At 41.2% G+C, this 19,734-nt stretch carries 22 protein-coding genes; 11 read left to right on the top strand and 11 right to left on the bottom strand.

Translation table 11 applies throughout. The annotated features are described in order from the left end of the window. Positions 1 to 13 precede the first annotated feature (13 nt). Positions 14 to 670 carry a Crp/Fnr family transcriptional regulator gene (locus H5158_RS08395; protein WP_145235393.1) on the bottom strand — a complete coding sequence of 219 codons (657 nt, stop codon included), beginning with the start codon at positions 668 to 670 and terminating at the stop codon, positions 14 to 16. Positions 671 to 938: 268 nt separating this feature from the next. Between H5158_RS08395 and H5158_RS08390 the strand changes: the two genes are divergently transcribed. Further along, positions 939 to 1,166 (top strand): YgjV family protein, encoded by a 228-nt coding sequence (locus H5158_RS08390; RefSeq protein WP_145235395.1) that lies wholly within the window; start codon positions 939 to 941, stop codon positions 1,164 to 1,166. 9 nt (positions 1,167 to 1,175) lie between these two features. Here the strand turns inward: H5158_RS08390 and H5158_RS08385 are convergent, their stop codons facing one another. From H5158_RS08385 to H5158_RS08365, 5 genes are all read right to left on the bottom strand, one after another. Further along, positions 1,176 to 2,840 (bottom strand): amidohydrolase, encoded by a 1,665-nt coding sequence (locus H5158_RS08385; RefSeq protein ID WP_182739827.1) that lies wholly within the window; start codon positions 2,838 to 2,840, stop codon positions 1,176 to 1,178. 120 nt (positions 2,841 to 2,960) lie between these two features. Continuing rightward, positions 2,961 to 3,197, bottom strand: a complete 237-nt coding sequence (locus H5158_RS08380) for an EF-hand domain-containing protein (protein WP_149982107.1) — start codon at positions 3,195 to 3,197, stop codon at positions 2,961 to 2,963. Between the two features lie 12 nt (positions 3,198 to 3,209). Next, on the bottom strand, positions 3,210 to 3,446 hold the full coding sequence (locus tag H5158_RS08375) for an EF-hand domain-containing protein (RefSeq protein ID WP_149982106.1): 237 nt from the start codon (positions 3,444 to 3,446) through the stop codon (positions 3,210 to 3,212). A 110-nt stretch (positions 3,447 to 3,556) separates the two neighbouring features. Next, positions 3,557 to 3,784, bottom strand: coding sequence for a hypothetical protein (locus H5158_RS08370; protein WP_145235404.1), 228 nt, complete (start codon positions 3,782 to 3,784; stop codon positions 3,557 to 3,559). A 22-nt stretch (positions 3,785 to 3,806) separates the two neighbouring features. Then, positions 3,807 to 4,034, bottom strand: a complete 228-nt coding sequence (locus H5158_RS08365) for an EF-hand domain-containing protein (protein ID WP_145235406.1) — start codon at positions 4,032 to 4,034, stop codon at positions 3,807 to 3,809. Between the two features lie 315 nt (positions 4,035 to 4,349). On the opposite strand from H5158_RS08365, the gene H5158_RS08360 reads away from it, so the two are divergent. The 4 genes from H5158_RS08360 to H5158_RS08345 are packed head-to-tail and all read left to right on the top strand — an operon-like array spanning position 4,350 to position 8,224. Continuing rightward, positions 4,350 to 5,819 carry a HAMP domain-containing sensor histidine kinase gene (locus H5158_RS08360; protein ID WP_182739833.1) on the top strand — a complete coding sequence of 490 codons (1,470 nt, stop codon included), beginning with the start codon at positions 4,350 to 4,352 and terminating at the stop codon, positions 5,817 to 5,819. 1 nt (position 5,820) lies between these two features. Next, a complete protein-coding gene (locus tag H5158_RS08355; RefSeq protein ID WP_182739826.1) occupies positions 5,821 to 6,363 on the top strand; it encodes a hypothetical protein in 543 nt (180 codons plus the stop codon). 2 nt (positions 6,364 to 6,365) lie between these two features. Continuing rightward, positions 6,366 to 7,715: a sigma 54-interacting transcriptional regulator gene (locus tag H5158_RS08350; protein ID WP_182739825.1), complete on the top strand. Its 1,350-nt coding sequence runs from the start codon at positions 6,366 to 6,368 to the stop codon at positions 7,713 to 7,715. Positions 7,716 to 7,723: 8 nt separating this feature from the next. Continuing rightward, a complete protein-coding gene (locus H5158_RS08345; RefSeq protein ID WP_182739824.1) occupies positions 7,724 to 8,224 on the top strand; it encodes a DUF1543 domain-containing protein in 501 nt (166 codons plus the stop codon). A 28-nt stretch (positions 8,225 to 8,252) separates the two neighbouring features. Here H5158_RS08345 and H5158_RS08340 read toward each other — a convergent pair whose 3' ends face one another. The 4 genes from H5158_RS08340 to pdsR all read right to left on the bottom strand — a co-directional run bounded on the left by H5158_RS08340 (position 8,253) and on the right by pdsR (position 11,619). Further along, positions 8,253 to 8,486, bottom strand: a complete 234-nt coding sequence (locus H5158_RS08340) for a hypothetical protein (RefSeq protein WP_145235415.1) — start codon at positions 8,484 to 8,486, stop codon at positions 8,253 to 8,255. A 50-nt stretch (positions 8,487 to 8,536) separates the two neighbouring features. Beyond that, positions 8,537 to 8,695 (bottom strand): hypothetical protein, encoded by a 159-nt coding sequence (locus tag H5158_RS08335; protein ID WP_179959192.1) that lies wholly within the window; start codon positions 8,693 to 8,695, stop codon positions 8,537 to 8,539. Between the two features lie 102 nt (positions 8,696 to 8,797). Further along, positions 8,798 to 10,930: a proteobacterial dedicated sortase system histidine kinase gene (pdsS, locus tag H5158_RS08330; protein ID WP_182717163.1), complete on the bottom strand. Its 2,133-nt coding sequence runs from the start codon at positions 10,928 to 10,930 to the stop codon at positions 8,798 to 8,800. Further along, positions 10,930 to 11,619 carry a proteobacterial dedicated sortase system response regulator gene (gene pdsR / locus H5158_RS08325; RefSeq protein WP_145235419.1) on the bottom strand — a complete coding sequence of 230 codons (690 nt, stop codon included), beginning with the start codon at positions 11,617 to 11,619 and terminating at the stop codon, positions 10,930 to 10,932. Before pdsR ends, pdsS begins: the two co-directional genes overlap by 1 nt. A 224-nt stretch (positions 11,620 to 11,843) precedes the next feature. Between pdsR and pdsO the strand changes: the two genes are divergently transcribed. The 3 genes from pdsO to H5158_RS08310 are packed head-to-tail and all read left to right on the top strand — an operon-like array spanning position 11,844 to position 15,235. Continuing rightward, the gene (pdsO, locus tag H5158_RS08320) at positions 11,844 to 12,581 is read left to right on the top strand and encodes a sortase-associated OmpA-like protein PdsO (RefSeq protein WP_182739823.1); all 738 of its coding nucleotides are present in this window, start codon (positions 11,844 to 11,846) and stop codon (positions 12,579 to 12,581) included. A gap of 39 nt (positions 12,582 to 12,620) precedes the next feature. Further along, on the top strand, positions 12,621 to 14,642 hold the full coding sequence (locus H5158_RS08315; RefSeq protein WP_182739822.1) for a marine proteobacterial sortase target protein: 2,022 nt from the start codon (positions 12,621 to 12,623) through the stop codon (positions 14,640 to 14,642). Then, entirely contained in the window at positions 14,639 to 15,235 is a 597-nt protein-coding gene (locus H5158_RS08310; protein ID WP_145235426.1) for a class GN sortase, read from the top strand. Before H5158_RS08315 ends, H5158_RS08310 begins: the two co-directional genes overlap by 4 nt. Here the strand turns inward: H5158_RS08310 and H5158_RS08305 are convergent. Beyond that, positions 15,127 to 16,089: a DMT family transporter gene (locus H5158_RS08305; RefSeq protein ID WP_182739821.1), complete on the bottom strand. Its 963-nt coding sequence runs from the start codon at positions 16,087 to 16,089 to the stop codon at positions 15,127 to 15,129. The two genes, H5158_RS08310 and H5158_RS08305, sit on opposite strands and share 109 nt — an antisense overlap. Positions 16,090 to 16,218: 129 nt before the next feature. Here H5158_RS08305 and proB point away from each other — a divergent pair, with 129 nt between their 5' ends. The 3 genes from proB to gltX all read left to right on the top strand — a co-directional run bounded on the left by proB (position 16,219) and on the right by gltX (position 19,503). Then, complete coding sequence (gene proB, locus H5158_RS08300; RefSeq protein ID WP_182731793.1) at positions 16,219 to 17,322, top strand: glutamate 5-kinase; 1,104 nt, start codon at positions 16,219 to 16,221, stop codon at positions 17,320 to 17,322. Between the two features lie 261 nt (positions 17,323 to 17,583). Continuing rightward, positions 17,584 to 17,943: a glutathione S-transferase N-terminal domain-containing protein gene (locus H5158_RS08295; RefSeq protein WP_145235432.1), complete on the top strand. Its 360-nt coding sequence runs from the start codon at positions 17,584 to 17,586 to the stop codon at positions 17,941 to 17,943. 75 nt (positions 17,944 to 18,018) lie between these two features. Further along, positions 18,019 to 19,503 carry a glutamate--tRNA ligase gene (gene gltX, locus H5158_RS08290; protein WP_182717159.1) on the top strand — a complete coding sequence of 495 codons (1,485 nt, stop codon included), beginning with the start codon at positions 18,019 to 18,021 and terminating at the stop codon, positions 19,501 to 19,503. Positions 19,504 to 19,734 lie beyond the last annotated feature (231 nt).

The raw sequence follows: 19,734 nt of genomic DNA, 5'->3' as shown, positions 1-19,734 counted from the left end.
ATGTGAGTCAACTTCATAGCTGCGAAAAACTATCCACGTAATCGCTAAGTTTATCTAAATCAACCGCTTTGAGTCCATCATTTGAGCGTGCGACTAAACCTCTTTCCACCAGTTCCGATACTACGCGGCGATAGGCTCGCTCTGTGGTGGCAAAACGCTCAGCTTCAGCATTTACCGTTGGGTATGCGCGCAGCAGGGTGGGGTTATTATTTTCGGCACGTAATAAACAGTCTTTGGCGATATTGTAACCCAATGGCAACAATAGTTTATCTAAATTAATTTTTTGGTTTTCTTGAAACTTAGCGGCAATAGTTTGTGCTGTGTATAAACTCAGTTCTGGCTTTTCAAGTAACAGGGCACGCCAGTGCTTTAGCTCTATTAGGTTGTAGCTAACGTCACTGAAGCAGGTAACTGTATAAATGCAGGGATTATTGTTTAGCGCTTCAATTTCACCAATTAAGGTGTTGTTGCAATCAAGTTGGCCCAGCAGTAAGCGGCGGCCATTACCGACATCATAACTAAACGATACGGTGCCGCTTCTGACTAACACTAATTTTGTAAGAGGTTGATCTTGGTGGATCAGTACTTCTTTTTTAGATTGTTGATAACGGCTGCCAGCAAAGGTTAGTAGCTGGTCGACGAGATAACTAGAAAAATGATATTGAAACATCAACAATGCCCTTCGGACAATTGTCCTATTTATTACACCTTAATGACGTTAGCATTAAGATTCTAAGAATTTACGCTAACTTACTAGCTTAGTTAACTCGGTTAATTAAGCTTAATACCTGATATCCCGTGTAATGATTATTAAAGTGTGCTTTTAGCAGCTTTGGGTTTTTAGTAAGTTAGCTTTTTTATACTATTGCTATATTGTGGAATAACTTTGCCTAAACTACAACATTTGCAATGCTAACCTAAAGTACCGGAGAGAACAAATGAGTTGGGAATATTTGGGGTATTTTGCCTCAGCTTTACTTATTGCCTCTTTAACTATGAGTGATGTGAGCAAACTTCGTTGGTTTAACCTTGCCGGTTGTATTGCTTTCACAGCCTACGGTATTGCGATTGCTGCATGGCCTGTGGCTATCACTAATGGTTTGCTAACCTTCGTAAATATTTATCATTTAATTAAGCTCAAACGTCAACAACAAAAACCGCAATAATAGCGTGGTTTATTGTGCCTTACTCTGTGTATCAATTTGCGCTTTTTGGTAGCGTAATTCACCGCCAATCCATGTTTGATTTACGACAATGGTAAAAATTTCTTGTACTGGCACTTTAAAATAGTCTTTGTCGATTAAAATAAAGTCAGCCCACTTTCCTTGCTCTAAACTACCTAATTTAAATTCTTGATGTGCGGCATACGCGGCACCTAACGTGAATGCTCTGAGTGCATCTTCTCTGCTCAGTGCTTCAGTGACTCGCCAGCCATTAGCGGGTAATTGATTGTGATCTTGGCGAGTAATTGCTGAATACAAACCGTCAAAGGGGTTGGCCAGTTCAACTGGATAATCTGAGCCTGCAGCTACTACTGAGCCTTGCTTTAAAAACGTTTGCCAAGCATATGCACCTTGTAATTGTGTATCGCTAAGGCGCTGCTCTGCCATATGCATATCAGAAGTTGCATGCACCGGTTGCATTGATGGAATGATTTTAAGTGCTTTGAAGCGAGGAATATCTGCTGGATCAACTATCTGTGCGTGCTCTATACGGTTACGTAGTAAAATCCCGCCGGTTTTTTTAAATACATTTTGATAGGCATCTAACACAATATGATTTGCTTTATCACCGATGGCATGGGTATTGGCGCTAAAACCATGGTTAAAGCTCAATGTGTACAGCTGCTCTAGTTTTTGTTGAGTTTCGAGCATTAAACCTTGGTGATTCTTTCTATCTGCGTAATCGGCCTGTAGTGCGGCGCCACGGCTACCTAGCGCACCATCAGCATATATTTTTACACTACGAATAGACATGAAATCGTTAAGATCTTTATAGCGACCGGCTCTGAGCATATCTTCAAGGGACGGATCTGTTGCACTTAGCATTGCAACTATGCGCAGCGGTAAGGTGCCTTGTTCAGCTCTTTGCTTGTAAACTTGCCATGTTTGTTTATCAATCCCAGCATCGTGGGTTGAGGTTATACCTAAGCTGAGCAGATGTTGGCCAGCTTGATTTAAGGCATTATTTACGTTTTGATCAGATGGCGTTGGAATATGTGCAGTAATTAAACTTTCGGCTTTATCGACAAAAATACCGCTAGGCTGACCTGCTTGGTTGCGAATAATTTCACCACCTGCTGGTGACTGTACTGTGGGTGTTAATTTGGCTAACTCCATCGCTTTGCTATTAACCCAAATCGCGTGGCTATCGACACGAGAAAGCACCACCGGAACATCTTTGACAACTTTATCTAAGTCAGCAGCAGTAGGAAATTGCTTATTAGGCCACAGTTCTTGATTCCAACCGCGGCCAATAATCCAGCCCTGGTTATTTTTAGCAAATACAGCAAGTTTTTTTTGTATTTCTGCAATCGACATACTGCCACGTAAATCGAGTTGCGCTAAATTATTACCAAGTCCTATCACATGACCGTGGGCGTCAATTAAACCAGGTAATAAGGTTTGTTGCTCGGCATCAAATACTGCAGCATTAGGGAAACTCGCTTTTAGTTTATCGTCTCCTACTTTTACTACTTTGCCATCTTTAATAACCAGTGTAGAAAATTGCTGTAATTGGCCACTGTAAGTTGGAGTGTAACCGTTAGCATTGTAGATCACCGTGGTATCAGCTAGCACAGGTAAAGATAAAGTGATTAAACAGGCGAGTAAGCATTTCATTGTTAGAATTCTTTTTCTGCTTTTGTTAGTTAAACAGTAACAGAGAATACTGAGTCTGCAAATTAAATATAATAAATTATTTATCGTTGTGCATTTCAACTATGCTGATGAATTAGCTATTCATTTATTTGCATATAGAGTAAATTCAGACAGTGATAATCTACCATCTTTATCGCTGTCATAGTTTTTAAAACGAGACCACAGGGCAGGATCTTTTGCTGACTCTGAACGCGTGATAAGACCGTCTTTATCGCGGTCTAAGTTTTTGAATTGTTCTGCTATATTATCAGTTGTTGCAAAACTGCAACAGCTACTGACAAATAACAAACTTAGTCCCAGTTGTGTACAAAATTTCATTGGGGAAACTCGTTAATCTAGATTATTAGTTAAAAAACGCTTAAATTCAGATAGGGAAATTTTATTGTCTTGGTTTTTGTCCCAACGTTTAAAGTTACTCAACAATTGTGGTTGTGGTTCAAGCTCATTATGCGTTAAATAGCCATCTTTATTGCTATCTAAATGATCAAAACGTTGTTTTACATCCAGTGCCATTGCGCTAAAACTGGTGGCTAGCGACACACTTAATATTATTAATATGCTTTTCATTATTTACATCCTACCAACAAAAAGAATAAAGCATTTGCCATAATTTAAATCCCAACATTAAATCCGTTTACACATTCCCTCCGGGATTATGGCAAATACTTTAAAGCCTTTTAAAATTTAAACTTTGCGAACTCTTGCTCAGATAACTGCTCGTCGTTATTATCATCAAGATCAGTAAACTGCTTTAATAGCGTGTTGTTTTGCTTGGCTTCAAGCAATGAAATTTGTCCGTCAGAGTCGGTATCTAATTGCGCAAACTTAACGTTTAATTGTGATGCTAAAACAGTGGCGCTAATGACTAAAAACATCAGTGAAAAAGCGGCGATAAGTTGTTTCATAGCAGTGTTTCCTTTGGGAAAATTATTGCAAAAATTGTTTAAACTCAGCAAATGAAATTTGACCATTTTGATCTTTGTCAATTTGCTCAAAACTTTCGTGTAATACCGCATCTTCAGATGCTTCTGCTTCACTCAATGTGCCATTACTGTCTTTATCAAGTTCTGCGAAGGTGGCCTCGACATCAATGGCAAAGCTGTTAAAGCTAAGCAGTAGGCTGATGCATAAGCACAGCGGTGTTAATATTTTCATATTATTTCCTTATAAACAGTCGTTGATACGGATGTTACAAGAACGATGCCAATTTTTTTATTGTAAAAATATCAGTGACTTAATGTTTTGGCATGATAATAAGTGGGAAAAAATGACTGGGCAGTGTGTCTTTTTTGCAACAACTTTTAACGGGTATTGATTAAGTTTTTAAAAAACAGTTGGTTAAGTTGTTTCAATTTAGCGTCAGTCGCTTTATATAGCGCTACACAGTTCGCCTTATTCATTATTCTTATTGATTCAGCTAGTGTATAAGTAACACCTTCCATAATCAGACATTTAACTAAAGGAGTAGCGATAATGGCCTCATTCGCTAAAAAGTACAGTGCATTACTTAGTTGGCGACCCAATTTAATAGGCCAGTTTTTGTTTAGTACTTTGTTATCGCTGCTGCCATTATCACTGGTAGTGATTGTATTTTTAAATGCGCTGAATAAACAGCTAGCAGTAACTCAACAAATCGTCAGTGAAAATTATCAAATTACCAAGTCATTTAATAATCTTAAGCAAGACCTCAATAGCTTAGAGCGTGCAACGCGACAAAACTGGGTGCTGAAAAGCGAATCACTCGATGAATTGATTGTTGATAAGTGGCAATCATCACTACAAAGCATTGATGAACTAACTTTTATAAGTTCTACGGGGGAGTATATTAAGCAATGGCAGCAACTCGCACAGGTATTGCAATTAGCGCATACTCAACTCGTTACTGAAGGACAACAAGATGCGCAATTGTTTATTCCTGTGAGTGAATTAATTGCGCGTCAAACGGTGTGGCTAAGAGATCAAAATGAGCTGCAAATAACTAAAAATCAGCAACAGTTAAAAGCTTTGCAAAGCTCATTTATCAATTGGTTAATAGCACTTATCCCATTAACTTTACTAGTAGGTGGTGGTTTTTTATGGCGTATAAGTGGTCGCTTAAAAGGATTAACGTCGGTTATTGATAAGCTTGGGCAAGGTCATTGGCAACAAAAAATAGCTGTACAAGGCTCTGCTGAGTTGGTTGAACTAGGAAATAAATTACAATGGGTGCAAGAGCAGTTGCATCAATTAGAGCAACAAAAAGATACTTTTTTACGCCATGTTACCCATGAATTGAAAACTCCATTAGCGTCAATGGTTGAGGGCACTGACTTACTTGCCGATGAAATCGTTGGGCCAATTAACAAAGAGCAGCAAGCGGTGTTGGCGTTAATTACCCAGAGCATGGTGCGTTTGCGCGCTATGATCGATAGTTTACTTAGTTACAATGCGATTCGCAGCAGCAAAGAAGACTTAAGTGAGCTGGAATTCTCGCAATTAATAACCAAGATAAACAGCCATTTTGAACATCGTTTAGTGGCGCGTAAGCAAAGCTTATGTTGGCATTGTGAGTTACCCGAGCAACCACTGGAAATTGCTGCAGAGCTTGTTGAAATGATCTTAATTCAGTTGATCTCTAATGGCTTAAAGTTTTCACCAGCAGGACAGGCGGTCAATATTGCTCTGTCATTAGCTGGTCGTACTTTGACTATGAGCGTTAGCGATCAAGGCACCGGTATTAAAGAGCAAGAGAAATCACATATATTCAGTGCCTTTTATCAAGGTAAGAATGCTAAAGATATAACCGCTCAAGGTAGTGGTTTAGGGCTCACCATTGTAAAAGAGTCTGTTGAGCAATTGATGGGTACTTTACACGTTGAGCATAATGAGCCACAAGGCTGTCGTTTTATAATTCAAATCCCAATCATCCCTCCAACCAATAAAAACCAAGGAGTTAATTAGCATGGGCGTGCGTTTAAATGCCATTTTAGTGGTTTGCATTACAACCTTAGGGCTCGCAGGGTGTGAGTTAACTGAGCAGCCAGTAAATAAAAGCAACCCTGAAGCTGAACAAGCGGGTAAGGTGGCTACACCACAAGGGGATAGTTTACCAAATCCGAAACCTAGGCCGAAAACCGATCCTATGTATGCACCTGCCGAAACGGTTATTGGTTGGCATGCAAAGTCGTGCGGTGGTTTTCAAGTGGCAGCGAGTAAAACGGTTTATATTGGTGCTAAAGAGCTTCAGCATTATTTTGATTTTAGTTGCAAAAATAATGTATTAGCACCGGAAAAAGTATTAACGCAGCTGCTAAAACTGGATCAAGCTTATTATTGGCCAGATGATATAAAACAGTATTTATGGCTGCAAAAACAACAAATAAAACAGCAGATCAACGCTAAAAAACAGCAGCAAGCGCTGAATAATAAAATGCAAGAAACCCTGTCATCACTGGCAGCCATCGAGCAGCAACTATTACTACGCGAAGAAACTAAGGAGCAGTAATTATGTCAACAGAGCAAAACCAAGGCGCGCGAATTTTACTGGTCGATGATGATGCAAGTTTATTAAAACTATTGGCTATTCGCATAGAATCTAAAGGCTATCAAGTGACTACCTGCGAAAGTGGTATCGCTGCGCTACAGTTATTAAAAAATAATGTGTTTGATGCTGTGGTTACAGACTTACGCATGGATGAAATGGATGGTATGGCATTACACCGTCAGTTACAAAATCGCTACCCAGCGCTGCCAGTGTTGATGATGACAGCTCATGGGTCTATTCCTGATGCTGTTGAAGCGACGAAGCAAGGTATTTTTGCCTTTATTACTAAACCGGTAGATAAAGATGAGTTATTTGATAGTTTAGCAAAAGCGATTGAAATTCATGGTCTCAGTGCCGATGAAAGTGCATCAAACAGCAATATCGTGACCCGCAGTGGTGCTATGCTGCATTTACTTGAGCAAGTTAAATTACTAGGTCCGACTCAAGTCAATGTGTTGATCTCGGGGGCCAGTGGTACAGGTAAAGAGTTACTAGCTAATGCTATTCATCAACATAGCCATGTTAGTGAAGGTCCGTTTGTCGCAATAAACTGTGGTGCGGTACCGGGTGAATTACTCGAATCAGAACTATTCGGTCACAAAAAAGGGGCTTTTACGGGCGCGATTAAAGACCACCAAGGGTTATTTCAGCAAGCGCAAGGCGGTACTTTATTTTTAGATGAAATTGGTGATATGCCACTTAATTTACAAGTTAAGTTACTGCGCGTATTACAAGAAAAAACTATTCGCCCTGTGGGCTTTGAAGAAGAAATTCCAATTGATGTGCGGATTGTATCAGCAACTCATAAAAACTTGCCTGATGCGATTGCTAATCAGCAATTTCGCGAAGATTTATATTACCGCTTAAATGTTGTGAATCTTAAATTGCCACCACTGTGTGAGCGCAGAGAAGACGTTAGTTTATTAGCACAGTATTTTAGCGCTACCATCGCTAAACGTATGAATAAAAAAGAAAAGCGTTTCGCCAATGATGCAATGCATGCATTAGTACGTCACGATTGGCCGGGTAATATTCGCCAGTTACAAAATGTAGTAGAGCAGGTTGTCGCACTTACCCCAGGTGAAGTAATATCAGCACAGCTGGTTGAAAGTGCGCTTAATAGTAATACCAACAATGTTGAGCCGCTTTCACTTAACGATGCTAAAAAAGAATTTGAGCGAGATTATGTGATTAATGCTTTAAAGATGGCTGGCGGTAACGTGGCTGAAGGGGCAAAACTAGCTAAGCGAAATCGCTCAGATTTTTATAAGTTGATCAAAAAACACAACATTGACGTTGATACTATTTGTTAGGAGAGAAAATGCAGTTATTTATGGTGTATTTAGGTGGGCGTATTCAGGGCTGCCATATTGAAATGCATGATGTTCGTTTTGTTGTTGGGGAATCGATAGAACAAACTTACTCAAAATTAAAAGCGCAGTGGGTCGGTGATAAAAGTAGCGTGCACATGGACAGCTATATGGCGGTAAATCACATTGATGGCTTTGCAGTAACCGTGGTTGATGAACCCTTGGCCCAATCGCAGCAGTTATACTTTGTAAATTTAGGAGCGTATCGTGCTGATAGGTTAGCTGAGCAGCATGACTTTGCGTTATATGTAGCTAGTAGTAGCGACGAAGCTAAACAAAGAGCAAAAGAGGATTTACTAGCAGGTTTAAGTCATATTCATAAAGATGACTTACATGATGTAGATGATTGCTTTGCAATTGACTTGCTCGACAGTCAATTACATATCAAGCTAACCCCGAGTGAGCAATCTCAAGCGATTAAGCCCGATTGGTTTGGTTACCATATATTATAAATAATCAAGAGAGTGTGTGGTGCAAGCGTTAGCCGTTATCACTTTGTTCTGCACGCTCTTTGTCTTCACTGTTACTGGCAATTTTAAAAGCGATAATCACTAAGCCAAACATAGCAAAAGGTAACGCAGCAAGCATATACTCGGTAACATTGCTATCTTGGAAGCTGGCTTGTAGTAAAAAATGCCCAGCAATACACAGTAAAATAACAATCAGTAAGATCGGTAATAAAATAAGTTCTTTTTTAGCAGAATGAGTTTTCATTATTAGGCAGTACTTTTACAAGGTGCGCCATTGTAATGAGCAAACCGCTTTTAGGTCAAACAACTAGGCTGATAAATTACTTTTGATTGCGTTATGTCATGTTTTTCAGTATCAGAGTTAGGTTCGCTACTGTTTAACTCATCACTATCTTCATAGCTGTATAAATCAAAAATAAAATCAATTTCTTCACGTTTCAGTATCGCTTGCATATTGCCTCCTATCTTATCAACTTAGTTAAGTAGTAAGCATATGTCTGCGCGACTGAATTGTAAGTGAACATTAACCGTACAAAATGTGTATAAATGTAATCCTTAATTATTATTAATAGGCAGTCGAACGGTAAAAGTCACACCATCAGCTTGTTGATTATTAGCCGCGCTAACTGTGCCTTTATGGTATTCACACACTAAACGTACTATATAAAGCCCTAAACCCAAGTGTGGTTGCTGCTGCAGTTGTTGACTACGTACCGACACCATTGAATCAAAAATATGCTCTGTTAATCCCTCGGGTAAAAGTGGACCTAGATTACTGACACATAGCAGGGCTTCATTATCATGTTGATCAAGGCTGACACTTATAGCGCTATCTTCAACACTAAACTCTAAGGCATTATTGATTAGTTTATCTAGCAACTGAGCAATAAACTCAGGCGCGCCGTTAAGTAGTAATGGTTGCGGACAAATATTAAGGCTAAATTGTTGCTGTGCATAGGTTAGCTGGTAGCCTTGCATACAACCATTGATCACATTTCGCAAATCAAACGGTTCAGCTTCAGCGCTTTGAATACTTTGCTCAAGGCGAGTTGCTTCGCTCATGGTGGTGATTATTTTACCTAAACGCTCGACTCCTTCACTGGCACGATCAAGGTATTTTTGGCTCAGCTCACTTTGTGGCTGCATTTGTAAGTTTTCAAGGGAACTACGTACGACCGCAACGGGTGTTCTGAGTTCGTGAGATAATCGCGACGACATGGTTTCTAAATAGTTAGTGTAACCACCTAAGCGACTTACAATATTTGCAAAACTGCGAGATAAATCGCCAATTTCATCGTTTGAATCGCTGTAATTAATAGTGCCAGTTACTCGCCCTTGAGCATCAATGGCTTGCTCTGCGGTATCTCTTAAGCGACGAATACGACTGGAGATCCTTGATGCAAAAAAGAATAACGTTACTGTGCCTATTAGCATCACTGCTAAAATCACATTAAATAGTTTCTCTAACGATTTGTTGCGTAATGTGCGAACACCATTGGTAGTCTCTTCGGCCACTACAGCACCAATGACCTTATCTTGGATCCAAATAGGATATGCGGCTGATAAAATAACCGCTTTGTTATCTGGAGTGAGTCGCCAAGACGATGCTGGTGTGCCACTGAGTGCTTTACCTATATGTGTGCCTTGCATCGCTGCGACATCGTGCAAGGTATCTAAAAATTCATTTTCAGGGCGGGTAAGTACTTTATAGTAAAGTGGATGTAAGTAGTTTTTCTCAAATCGTTGCCACCAGGTTTTTGCTGGCTGGTCGTTAAGCCCATCAGCCCAAACGCCGTCGGCATGATGAATTGATCCTGACTGCGCTAACACGCGGTGATGATTATCAACCACCCAAATTCGGCTGCCGCTGTGACCCATACCTTTTAATATACGATTTATTTCAGGTGAGGGCACCAGCACTGAGCCAATATCATTGGGGTTTTGTAAGTTTGAAGTCGACATAGTCTGTGGCTCAGGCTTGCCTTGATCCCAATCTTCAATTGCAAAGCCGAGCTTATTGCCAAGCATCGTTAGCGGAAACCGCAACTCTATGTTATAGCCAGTCTCTGTACTGACAAAATAGCCTTGAATTTTTGTTATTGGGGTTTTGCTTTGTGCGTCAAATGCGTTGATCCAGCCATCTTGGCGAGCGGCAACAATATAGTGCTTAAATTCTCCTTGTGGGGTTTTTAACATGATCTGTAAGTGATCATTACGGGTTAAACTTAGGGTGTTTTTAGCGCGATAAACCACCGAGTCATCGGTAACTTTAAATACTGCATATAAAAAGTTTTCATATTTACCAACCATATGCTCAAACGATAAGTCCTCAAGCTGATGGTCTGGTTTATTAGTTTGTAAATAGCGCTCGTCGTAATGCCAAAAAAGACTTTGATAAGGCTGCCAGTCCGACAGTTTGCCATCAAGTTGAATGGGGTTACTAAGGTTATAGGCGTAGAGATCACGGCCTTTTATAACCTGATCTAAAAAATTGGTTTGCGAGTCAAATAATGCTGGGCGCTCATGCAGGGCCGTGGCGAGTGCTCGGGTAGTGCCGACTAAGGTTTTTTCTTGACCTTGGCGCAGAAATTTTTCCATTTCCCACACGTATTCATAGCCAAGCCAAGGCAGTAAAAATAAAAAACACGACAGCAATATAAATTTACTGCGCAAACCAAAGCGCAGCATTACACTTGCTCCCAGCGATAACCCATACCGTAAACGGTATCTATACAATCAAAGTCAGTATCTAAAGCGATAAATTTTTTGCGAATACGTTTAACATGAGAAGTGATAGTGCTGTCATCAACGTAAATCTTTGCATCACTCATTAGTTCGTTACGGCTTTTTACATGCCCAGGGCGCTGTGCCAGTGAATGCAGCATCCAAAATTCAGTTACGGTTAAATCGACTATTTGCTGCTGCCAAAATACTTGCATGCGTTTAGTATCAAGCGTGAGCGGGCCGCGATTGAGTAAAGCATTTTGATCAGCGGGTTGCTCGAGTGCTTCCATACGTCGAAACAGTGCACCGATACGAGCCGCCAAATGCGCCATGCTGATATCTTTAGTGAGATAGTCATCAGCGCCCATGCGTAGGCCACACACAGTATCTATTTCGCTGTCGCGGGCGGTTAAAAAAATAATCGGCAAGGTTTTAGAAAGCGAACGCAGAGTTTGGCATAGTAAGAAACCGCCATCAATTTCATGACCTAAACCAATATCGACAATCGCTAAGTCTGGTAGTGCGTCATTAAAAGCATGCTCTGCACTTTGACGGTTGCTATAGCCGCTGACCAGATAACCCTGCGCGCTGAGCATTTCCATGTAATTTTCGCGGATCGCGGGTTCGTCTTCAATAATTGCAATCTTCTTCATTTACAGCACCTTCTTATATTCTAGTTGCACTATACCTAATTTTTTTGCTTTCGCACTGGCGAAAAAGCAATTGCCATTTTTTTGCCACAATTGCTCAGCAGTTTGCCTTTTTTGCTCCCCTTTGTTGCCACTTGAGCTTGCTTTAATGGCGTTATACCAAATCGGGCAGCTACCAACCCATGAGTTGCCAACTATTAAGTAATTAAGCAAAAAAGGATTACACCATGAAAAAAATGATTATCGCTTGCACTGTCGCTACTATTTTTGCAGCACCTAACTTAGCCCACGCTGACACAGTTGCAGTTAAAGCAAAAGAAACTCATAAAGAAACGGTGATAGGTTTAAGTACGGGGGCAATTGTTGGCAGTATTGTTGGCGGCCCAATTGGTGCCTTTGTTGGTGCATTTGCCGGAGGCTTGATTGGCGAGCAAGAAGTGGCAGAAGATAAAATTGCCGAGCAACAACGAGCTTTAGTTGTGCTGCAAGATAAAACCGATGATTACCAGCATGTACTTGCTCAAAATGCGCAAATGAGTGAGCAGCTCGATAAGCTTGAGAGTAATAACGAACGCCTTGCATTAGCCAAAATGCACAACCTAATGGCAATGACCATTCAATTTAAAACCGGTTCAAGTGAGATTGCCCCGCACTTTGCCAGCCAACTTGATCAACTAGTGAATTTACTACAAAGCCAGCCAGACTTGCAGCTGGATTTAAATGGCTTTGCCGATCAACGTGGTGATGAGCTCGCTAACTTAGCGCTTTCAAAACAGCGAGTCGCAAATGTACAAAGCTACTTAATAAAGCAAGGTATTAGCCATACCCGCTTAACGACTACCGCATTTGGTGAGCAACAAACTGTGGCAGATAGCGATAATTATGAAGAAAACATGTTTGACCGCCGTGTAACGTTAACAACTCGTCCAAGCACGCAGCCGTATAACCAAACCGCGAGTAACTAATCGCCATTTTGCCAAGTAGCCGCCAAGGGAGTGATTTTTATGTTGAGTAAACCAAGCAAAGTGCTGACCCGTAGCCATTTATGGTTACGGGGAAGCCTTTTTACCTTCATCGCGTTTGTTAGCTGTGCGAGTAACGCCAGCACATCGCCAGAACTAACTATGTTCGACAGCAATGGTGCAAAGGCAGCGCCTGGCGTTATCTTAAAAAGTGATGCCACCATGACAGTCACCGGATTGATAAACCATGTCGTGGTAACTCAACATTATCGCAATGAAAACCCGTTTGCTGTTAATGCACGCTATGTCTTTCCGCTGCCCGATGAAAGTGCGGTTCATGCCATGACTATGCACATTGGTGAGCGAGTGATCAAAGGTGAAATTGATAAAAAAGCACAAGCCGAGCTGCGTTTTCAACAGGCGCAAAAAGCGGGTAAACAAGCCGCTTTAGTGCGCCAGCAGCGTGCAAACATGTTTGTCACTAATGTGGCAAACATCGGCCCCGGCGAAGAAGTACAAATAGAGCTGCAATATCAAGAAGTGATTGATTATCGCAGTGGTACATTTGCACTACGATTTCCAACCACGATAACGCCGCGTTACCATCCGATTAATGGGGTATTAAATGAAACAGCAGAGGATATGATTGACTCGCAGAGTAATGAGTTATCATCAGCGAGTATTGCTGCCACGGGGTGGATAGCACCGATTTACATGGCCACTAAAAATGCAGGCGCGGTTCAAGGCGAGTTTAAGCTAACGGTTAATATTGATGTTGGCCTAGAGCTGGTGGATATTCAGTCTAAATATCATCGTATTAATACCGAAAATCTGGCATTTGGTCAGTATCAAGTTACTTTAAATGAACAACGTGCCGTGAATCGTGATTTTTTACTGGAGTTTAAACCGCTGCAAAAAGAGCAAGCGCAAGCCGCATTTTTTACTGAGCAGCTCAGTAATGGTGAGCGTTATGGATTATTAATGTTGCTGCCGCCGGATGATCATTTTACGCAGACTCAGCGTCTAGCAAGAGAAATGATTTTTGTAGTCGACACTTCCGGCTCTATGCACGGACAGTCAATGGAGCAAGCCAAAAGTGCACTTCATTATGCGTTATCGTTACTTGATAGTAACGACAGCTTTAATATTGTCGGCTTTGACGATCAAATTATGCCTATGAGCGATAAACCTGTGCCGGCTAATGATTTTAATTTACGCCGTGCTGAGCGCTTTGTATATAATTTACAAGCTGATGGCGGCACTGATATTAAAGGGGCATTAGATGGTGTACTAGATGCTCGTGAGCATCTAGGGTATGTGCGTCAAGTGGTATTTTTAACCGATGGCAGTGTCAGTAATGAAGATGCATTGTTTAAACATATTAGTGCGCAACTAGGTGATAGTCGTTTGTTTACGATTGGTATCGGTAGTGCGCCTAATAGTTACTTTATGCGTCGAGCTGCAGATGTTGGGCGCGGAACGTTTACTTATATTGGCAGCAGTAGTGACGTGCAACCAAAAATGCAGCAACTATTTGATAAGTTAGCTCATCCTGCAATTACTCAACTTGCGCTTAGCAGTGATTTGGCAAATCAAGCTCTTGAATATTGGCCATCGCCGTTACCCGACCTGTATTTTTCAGAGCCGGTGATGGTTGCTATAAAGCTTGATAATAATGCCGGCGTTACTTTAGCGGGGCAAACGGCGCAAGGACCGTTGTCGATAAAGTTAAATACACAACAAGGGCGACCGGCTCATGGAATTGCAAGGTTGTGGGCACGGCAAAAAATTAAATCATTATTACTTTATAACGAGCAAGAGCAGGTTAAAGCACAGGTTGAGAGTCTAGCGCTTGAACATCAATTACTTAGTCCGTTTACCGCCTTTGTAGCGATTGAACAGACACCATCGAGCACTGTTGCTGAGCAGAATGTGCAAGTGGTTAATCAACGACCTCAGGGTCTAGCAATGAGTTTGCCACAAACTGATGGGCAAAGCAGACTACATATTTTACTCGGTTGCATGCTGTTGGCTGGATTTGCAGTGTTGAGACTGAAAAAATGAAAGCAGTGATTGGCGCTATATTGTTGATTGTTGGCTTGGCGTTGCTTGGTCATGGTAGTTATATGCAAGCTAAAGCGTGGCTGGCACAACACCTTATAGAGCAGGCTTGGCAAGTGGCACTGACAACGCCAGAGCAACAAGTTAAACCCTGGTTCTATGCTGATAGTTATGTAACTGCACAACTGAATTGGCCAAGCCAAAAGCAAACCTTAACAATATTAGCAGGAGCCAGTGGCCGTAACTTAGCGTTTGCTCCGAGTCACTTTTTAGCTAGTGCAGAGCTAGGCTCTGAGCAAGCAGGCGTGTTAATTGCTGGACATAATGACACTCACTTTGCTTTCTTACAAAAAGTGAATGTAGGTGAGCAATTTAGCTTACAAACGCAAAATGGCCAAATTGATCGCTATCGAGTGCGTGGGATTGCGGTTATTCATCAGTCCCAGTACGATTTTTTAGCGCATAAAGGCTTGTATTTATTAACCTGTTATCCGTTTGACTCTTTAGCCTCCGGGACTGAATTACGATTATTAGTCTCTGCCGATAAATTGCCATCACCTGCATCGGTATTATCTATGTCTACTACCAATTCTTGATGACGCTGACTTATCATTACACCTACAAATACCACGCCAATGCTGAGCCATTGGCTAAGAGAAAGCACTTCTCCCAAGATAATTGCTGATAATATTAGGGTGAAAATCGGTATTAAATTTGAATAGGCTGCGGCAGTGAGCACCGACACCTTACTAATTGCGTAATTATACAAACCATAGCCGCCTAAGGTGACGCAAGAGCCTAAATATAAAATACTTAATAATGCGCCAAGGTCGTGTTGATTTTCACTGGGTAAATCAATAAACAGTAAAAATGGCGCAAAGAACAGACTACCGCTAAAACCTTGCAGTGCAATTAAGGTTAATGGTGAGTAGCGAGCAACTAAATGTTTAACTGAAATAGTATAAAATGCAGCGCAGACCATTGCCATTAACTCCAAAAAGTTACCCAGCAATGGATTGGGAGCCTGCTCTGAGCTTGGCGACATTAAAGTTAATAAGATACTGCCGCCAATACAAAAAGTGAAACCAATAACAATGGCCTTACTAATGTACTCTTTGAGCATAAAAAACGCTAAAAGTGCTACGATAATCGGTAAGCACGATACAATAACTCCCGCTTGAGAAGCTGAAGTATATTCCATCGCATGGCCTTCAAATAAAAAATACAAACAGGGCTCAGCCAGCGACATCCCCACCAGATATTTCCAGTCACCTTGATGATATTTAAAGCGAATAACGTAACGCCATAAGCACAATGCCATGGCTAAGGTGGTTAACATGCGTAAAAAAATCACCAGTGCAGGGTCATAAATGGCGATCGCGTATTTTAGCGCGATAAAAGAACTGCCCCATAAAAAGGTGGCGATTATTAAACATAAACTGGCTGGCATGAAGGTCGCTTTAAAGTGAATTAAAACACGATCCTAGCACGTCAGCACCGTGATTGAATATTTTTAACTTGTTCAAAAATCGATAACTGGTATAAATAAATCCTTCAATATTTTTGTGTAGTAAAAAGCATGCAAAGGGCACAGGTAATAGTGGTTAAGCTGGGAACGAGTGTACTCACTGGTGGAACCGATAAACTCGACAAAGCACACATGGTTGAATTAGTTCGCCAATGTTGTGAATTAAAAAAGCAAGGTCATCAAGTTGTGCTGGTATCAAGTGGCGCGGTGGCTGCTGGCCGAGAGCAACTATTAAAACCCTGCGGTCGTTCTTTGATTGATAAACAGATGCTTGCCGCGATTGGTCAAGGTCAGCTTATCCACATTTGGCAAAGCTTATTTGCTTTATATGGCGTGAATGTAGGGCAAATGCTACTGACTCGCGCTGACGTTGATGACCGAGAACGCTACCTCAATGCCCGCGATACTTTAACTGCATTATTAAGTTATGACGTGGTGCCAATCATTAATGAAAATGATGCGGTCGCAACTGCTGAAATTAAAGTAGGTGATAACGACAACCTCTCAGCACTGGTCGCTATATTAGCTAATGCCGACAAATTATTATTACTAACCGACCAAGAAGGTTTATTTACCAGTGATCCACGTACTGATGTTAATGCGCAATTAATTGACGAAGTGGCACATATTGATGATGAGTTACGCCAGCTTGCTGGTGGCAGTGGAACTAGTCTAGGCACTGGTGGTATGGCAACGAAATTGCAAGCCGCTGATATCGCTCGTCGAGCCGGGGTGGAAGTGATCATAGCCAAAGGTGCTGGTAAAAATGTGATCCTTAATTGTATGAGCGAACAGTTACCAGGAACACGCTTTGTAAAGCTAACAGCGCCAAGAGATGGCCGTAAAAAATGGCTGTTAGCTGGACCTAAAAGTAGTGGCCAAATAGTGATTGATGATGGCGCAGTAAATGCTTTACAGCAACAAGGCGCTAGTTTATTAGCCAAAGGCGTACGCGGTGTGCGCGGGCAGTTTGAACGTGGCGATTTGATTGATTTAGTCACCAGCGATCAACAATTAGTGGCCCGTGGATTAGTACGTTTTAGTAAAGCAGAAACCGATACTATTAAAGGTTGTCATTCAAGTGAAATAGCTAAGTTACTAGCTTTTGATTGCGGTAGTGAAGTGATCCATCGAGATGATTTGGTGTTGTTTTAGATTATCAAGCTACTACATTGTAAAACATTAAAGTCATCCCTTGAGGATATAAATGAATAGTTTAATAATACAGCAAGACTCAAGCTTTTATTCTTTGATGCCGGCCTTTTCACTGCGGTATTGAGTTTTGCTTTATATTTTTAAAATAACGTGGATTGCTTTACCTTTTAGGAGATGGATTCGCGTTCTTTGATGCTATTTTAGCTTTATATTCTGTGCTAAAATCTGTGCCCTTAAATTGTTGTAAACAGGGCCCAGTTGATGAAATTAGTTCGTTGGTTATTAGGTAGTTTGATCTTATTTTTTGATTTTGTTTTTACACCACGTAGTAAAAAACGTCCTGCGGGAGAGCAAGCTCAGCTTGATCAACTCACTGCACAATTTAAACTATATCAATTCAAAGCTTGCCCATTCTGCGTAAAAGTGCGCCGTGCAATTAAACGCGAAGGGTTAAAAGTTGAAACGCGCGACGCGAAAAGTAATGAACAGTATCGTCAAGAATTGCTCGAACAAGGCGGAAAAATAAAAGTACCGTGTCTACGTATCGAAAAAGATAACCAAGTCACTTGGTTATATGAATCAAACGATATCATTGCTTACTTAAATAAAGCTGCAGCTTAATATTCATTTTTCAAGCGCATTTGCTGTGTTAGCATTTAGCGCATATTTTATTGTCCATTGAAAGAGAACATAACCATGACAATTCGTACACGTGTTGCGCCGTCACCAACCGGTGACCCGCATCTTGGTACCGCTTATATCGCCTTATTTAATTACTGTTTTGCTAAGCAGCAAGGTGGCGAATTTGTACTTCGTATTGAAGACACAGACCAAGTACGTAGCACTTCAGAATCAGAACAAGCGATTATGGATAGTCTTCGTTGGTTAGGGCTTGAATGGGATCATGGTCCTGATGTCGGTGGTGAGTTTGGTCCTTATCGTCAATCAGAGCGTAGCGATTTATATAAAAAATATGCGCATCAGTTAGTTGATGATGGCAAAGCATTTTATTGTTTTGCAACCAGCGAAGAGTTGGACCAAATGCGTGAAGAGCAAATGGCTGAAGGCCTGCGTCCTAAATACGATGGCCGTGGTTTAAACCTTACTGATGACGAAATTAAAGCCAACTTAGCTGCCGGTAAGCCTTACGTGATACGTATGAATATTCCAAGCGAAGGTACCTTTAAATTTAACGATTACTTACGTGGTGAAATTGAGATCCCGTGGGAAAACGTTGATATGCAAGTGTTACTTAAAGCCGATGGTTTCCCAACTTACTTTTTAGCTAACGTGGTTGATGACCACCATATGGAAATTAGCCATATTTTCCGTGGTGAGGAGTGGATCAACTCTGCGCCTAAGCTGCTAAAATTATATGAAGATTTTGGTTGGCAAGCGCCGGTGCTTGGTCACTTACCACTATTACGTAATCCAGATAAGTCAAAGCTATCTAAGCGTAAAAATCCAACTTCTATTAATTACTATAAAGAAATGGGTTACTTACCTGAAGCGGTACTTAACTACCTTGGACGCATGGGCTGGTCAATGCCGGATGAGCGTGAAAAGTTCACGCTTGCTGAAATGATTGAACATTTTGATATGAAGCGTGTATCACTCGGTGGCCCAGTATTTGACGTTGATAAACTAAGCTGGTTAAACGGCATGTGGATCCGCGAAAACTTCAGCAACGAAGAGCTAATTCAGCGCTTTGTAGATTGGAAGTTTAATGGGGCAATGCTTGCTAAAGTATTACCAGAGGCGAAAGCCCGCATTAATACCCTATCAGATATGGTTGATTTAGCCGGTCATTTTGTCGGTGGCATTCCAACTTACGACCCTGCGTTACTGACCGCTGGTAAAGCCGATGAAGATGTAATTCGCCAAGCTTTACAGTTCTTTATCTGGGAGCTTGAGGGCTTACGAAGCTGGGAAAAATCAGCAATATTTGCTATAGCTAAAGCGGTGTCTACTTTCCATGAGCTGAAGATTAAAGACTTCTTAGAGCCGATATTTGTCGCTATTACTGGCAAAACGTCATCAACATCAGTGCTTGATGCAATGGAAATATTAGGCTCAGATCTATCGCGCGCACGTTTACGTGTAGCACTTGCGCATTTAGGTATCTCTAAAAAGCAAGCGAAGAATATTGAGCGTGCGTATCGCGAGTATCCTGCTGCATAGGTAAAGTAATCTAGCTAAGCTTGATGATCATTAAAAGCCGAACTTTATTAACGTGGAGTTCGGCTTTTTTGTGGAAAAATAATGGAGTATTGCCAACAAGCAAAGCTAGTGTGTGGACGATGAAATTATAACAGTTGGCTGTTCCCACGCAATTTTTTAGCTCAGTAGTGAAAAGTGGGGTATCGGTGGTTTATTTTTTCGAAAAAAAAAGCCGTGTTTTAAATCAACACG

The sequence above is a fragment of the Pseudoalteromonas sp. SR45-6 genome (assembly GCF_014163545.1).
In the GTDB taxonomy this organism is placed as follows: domain Bacteria; phylum Pseudomonadota; class Gammaproteobacteria; order Enterobacterales; family Alteromonadaceae; genus Pseudoalteromonas; species Pseudoalteromonas rhizosphaerae.
This window is presented reverse-complemented; position numbering and strand designations above follow the sequence as displayed.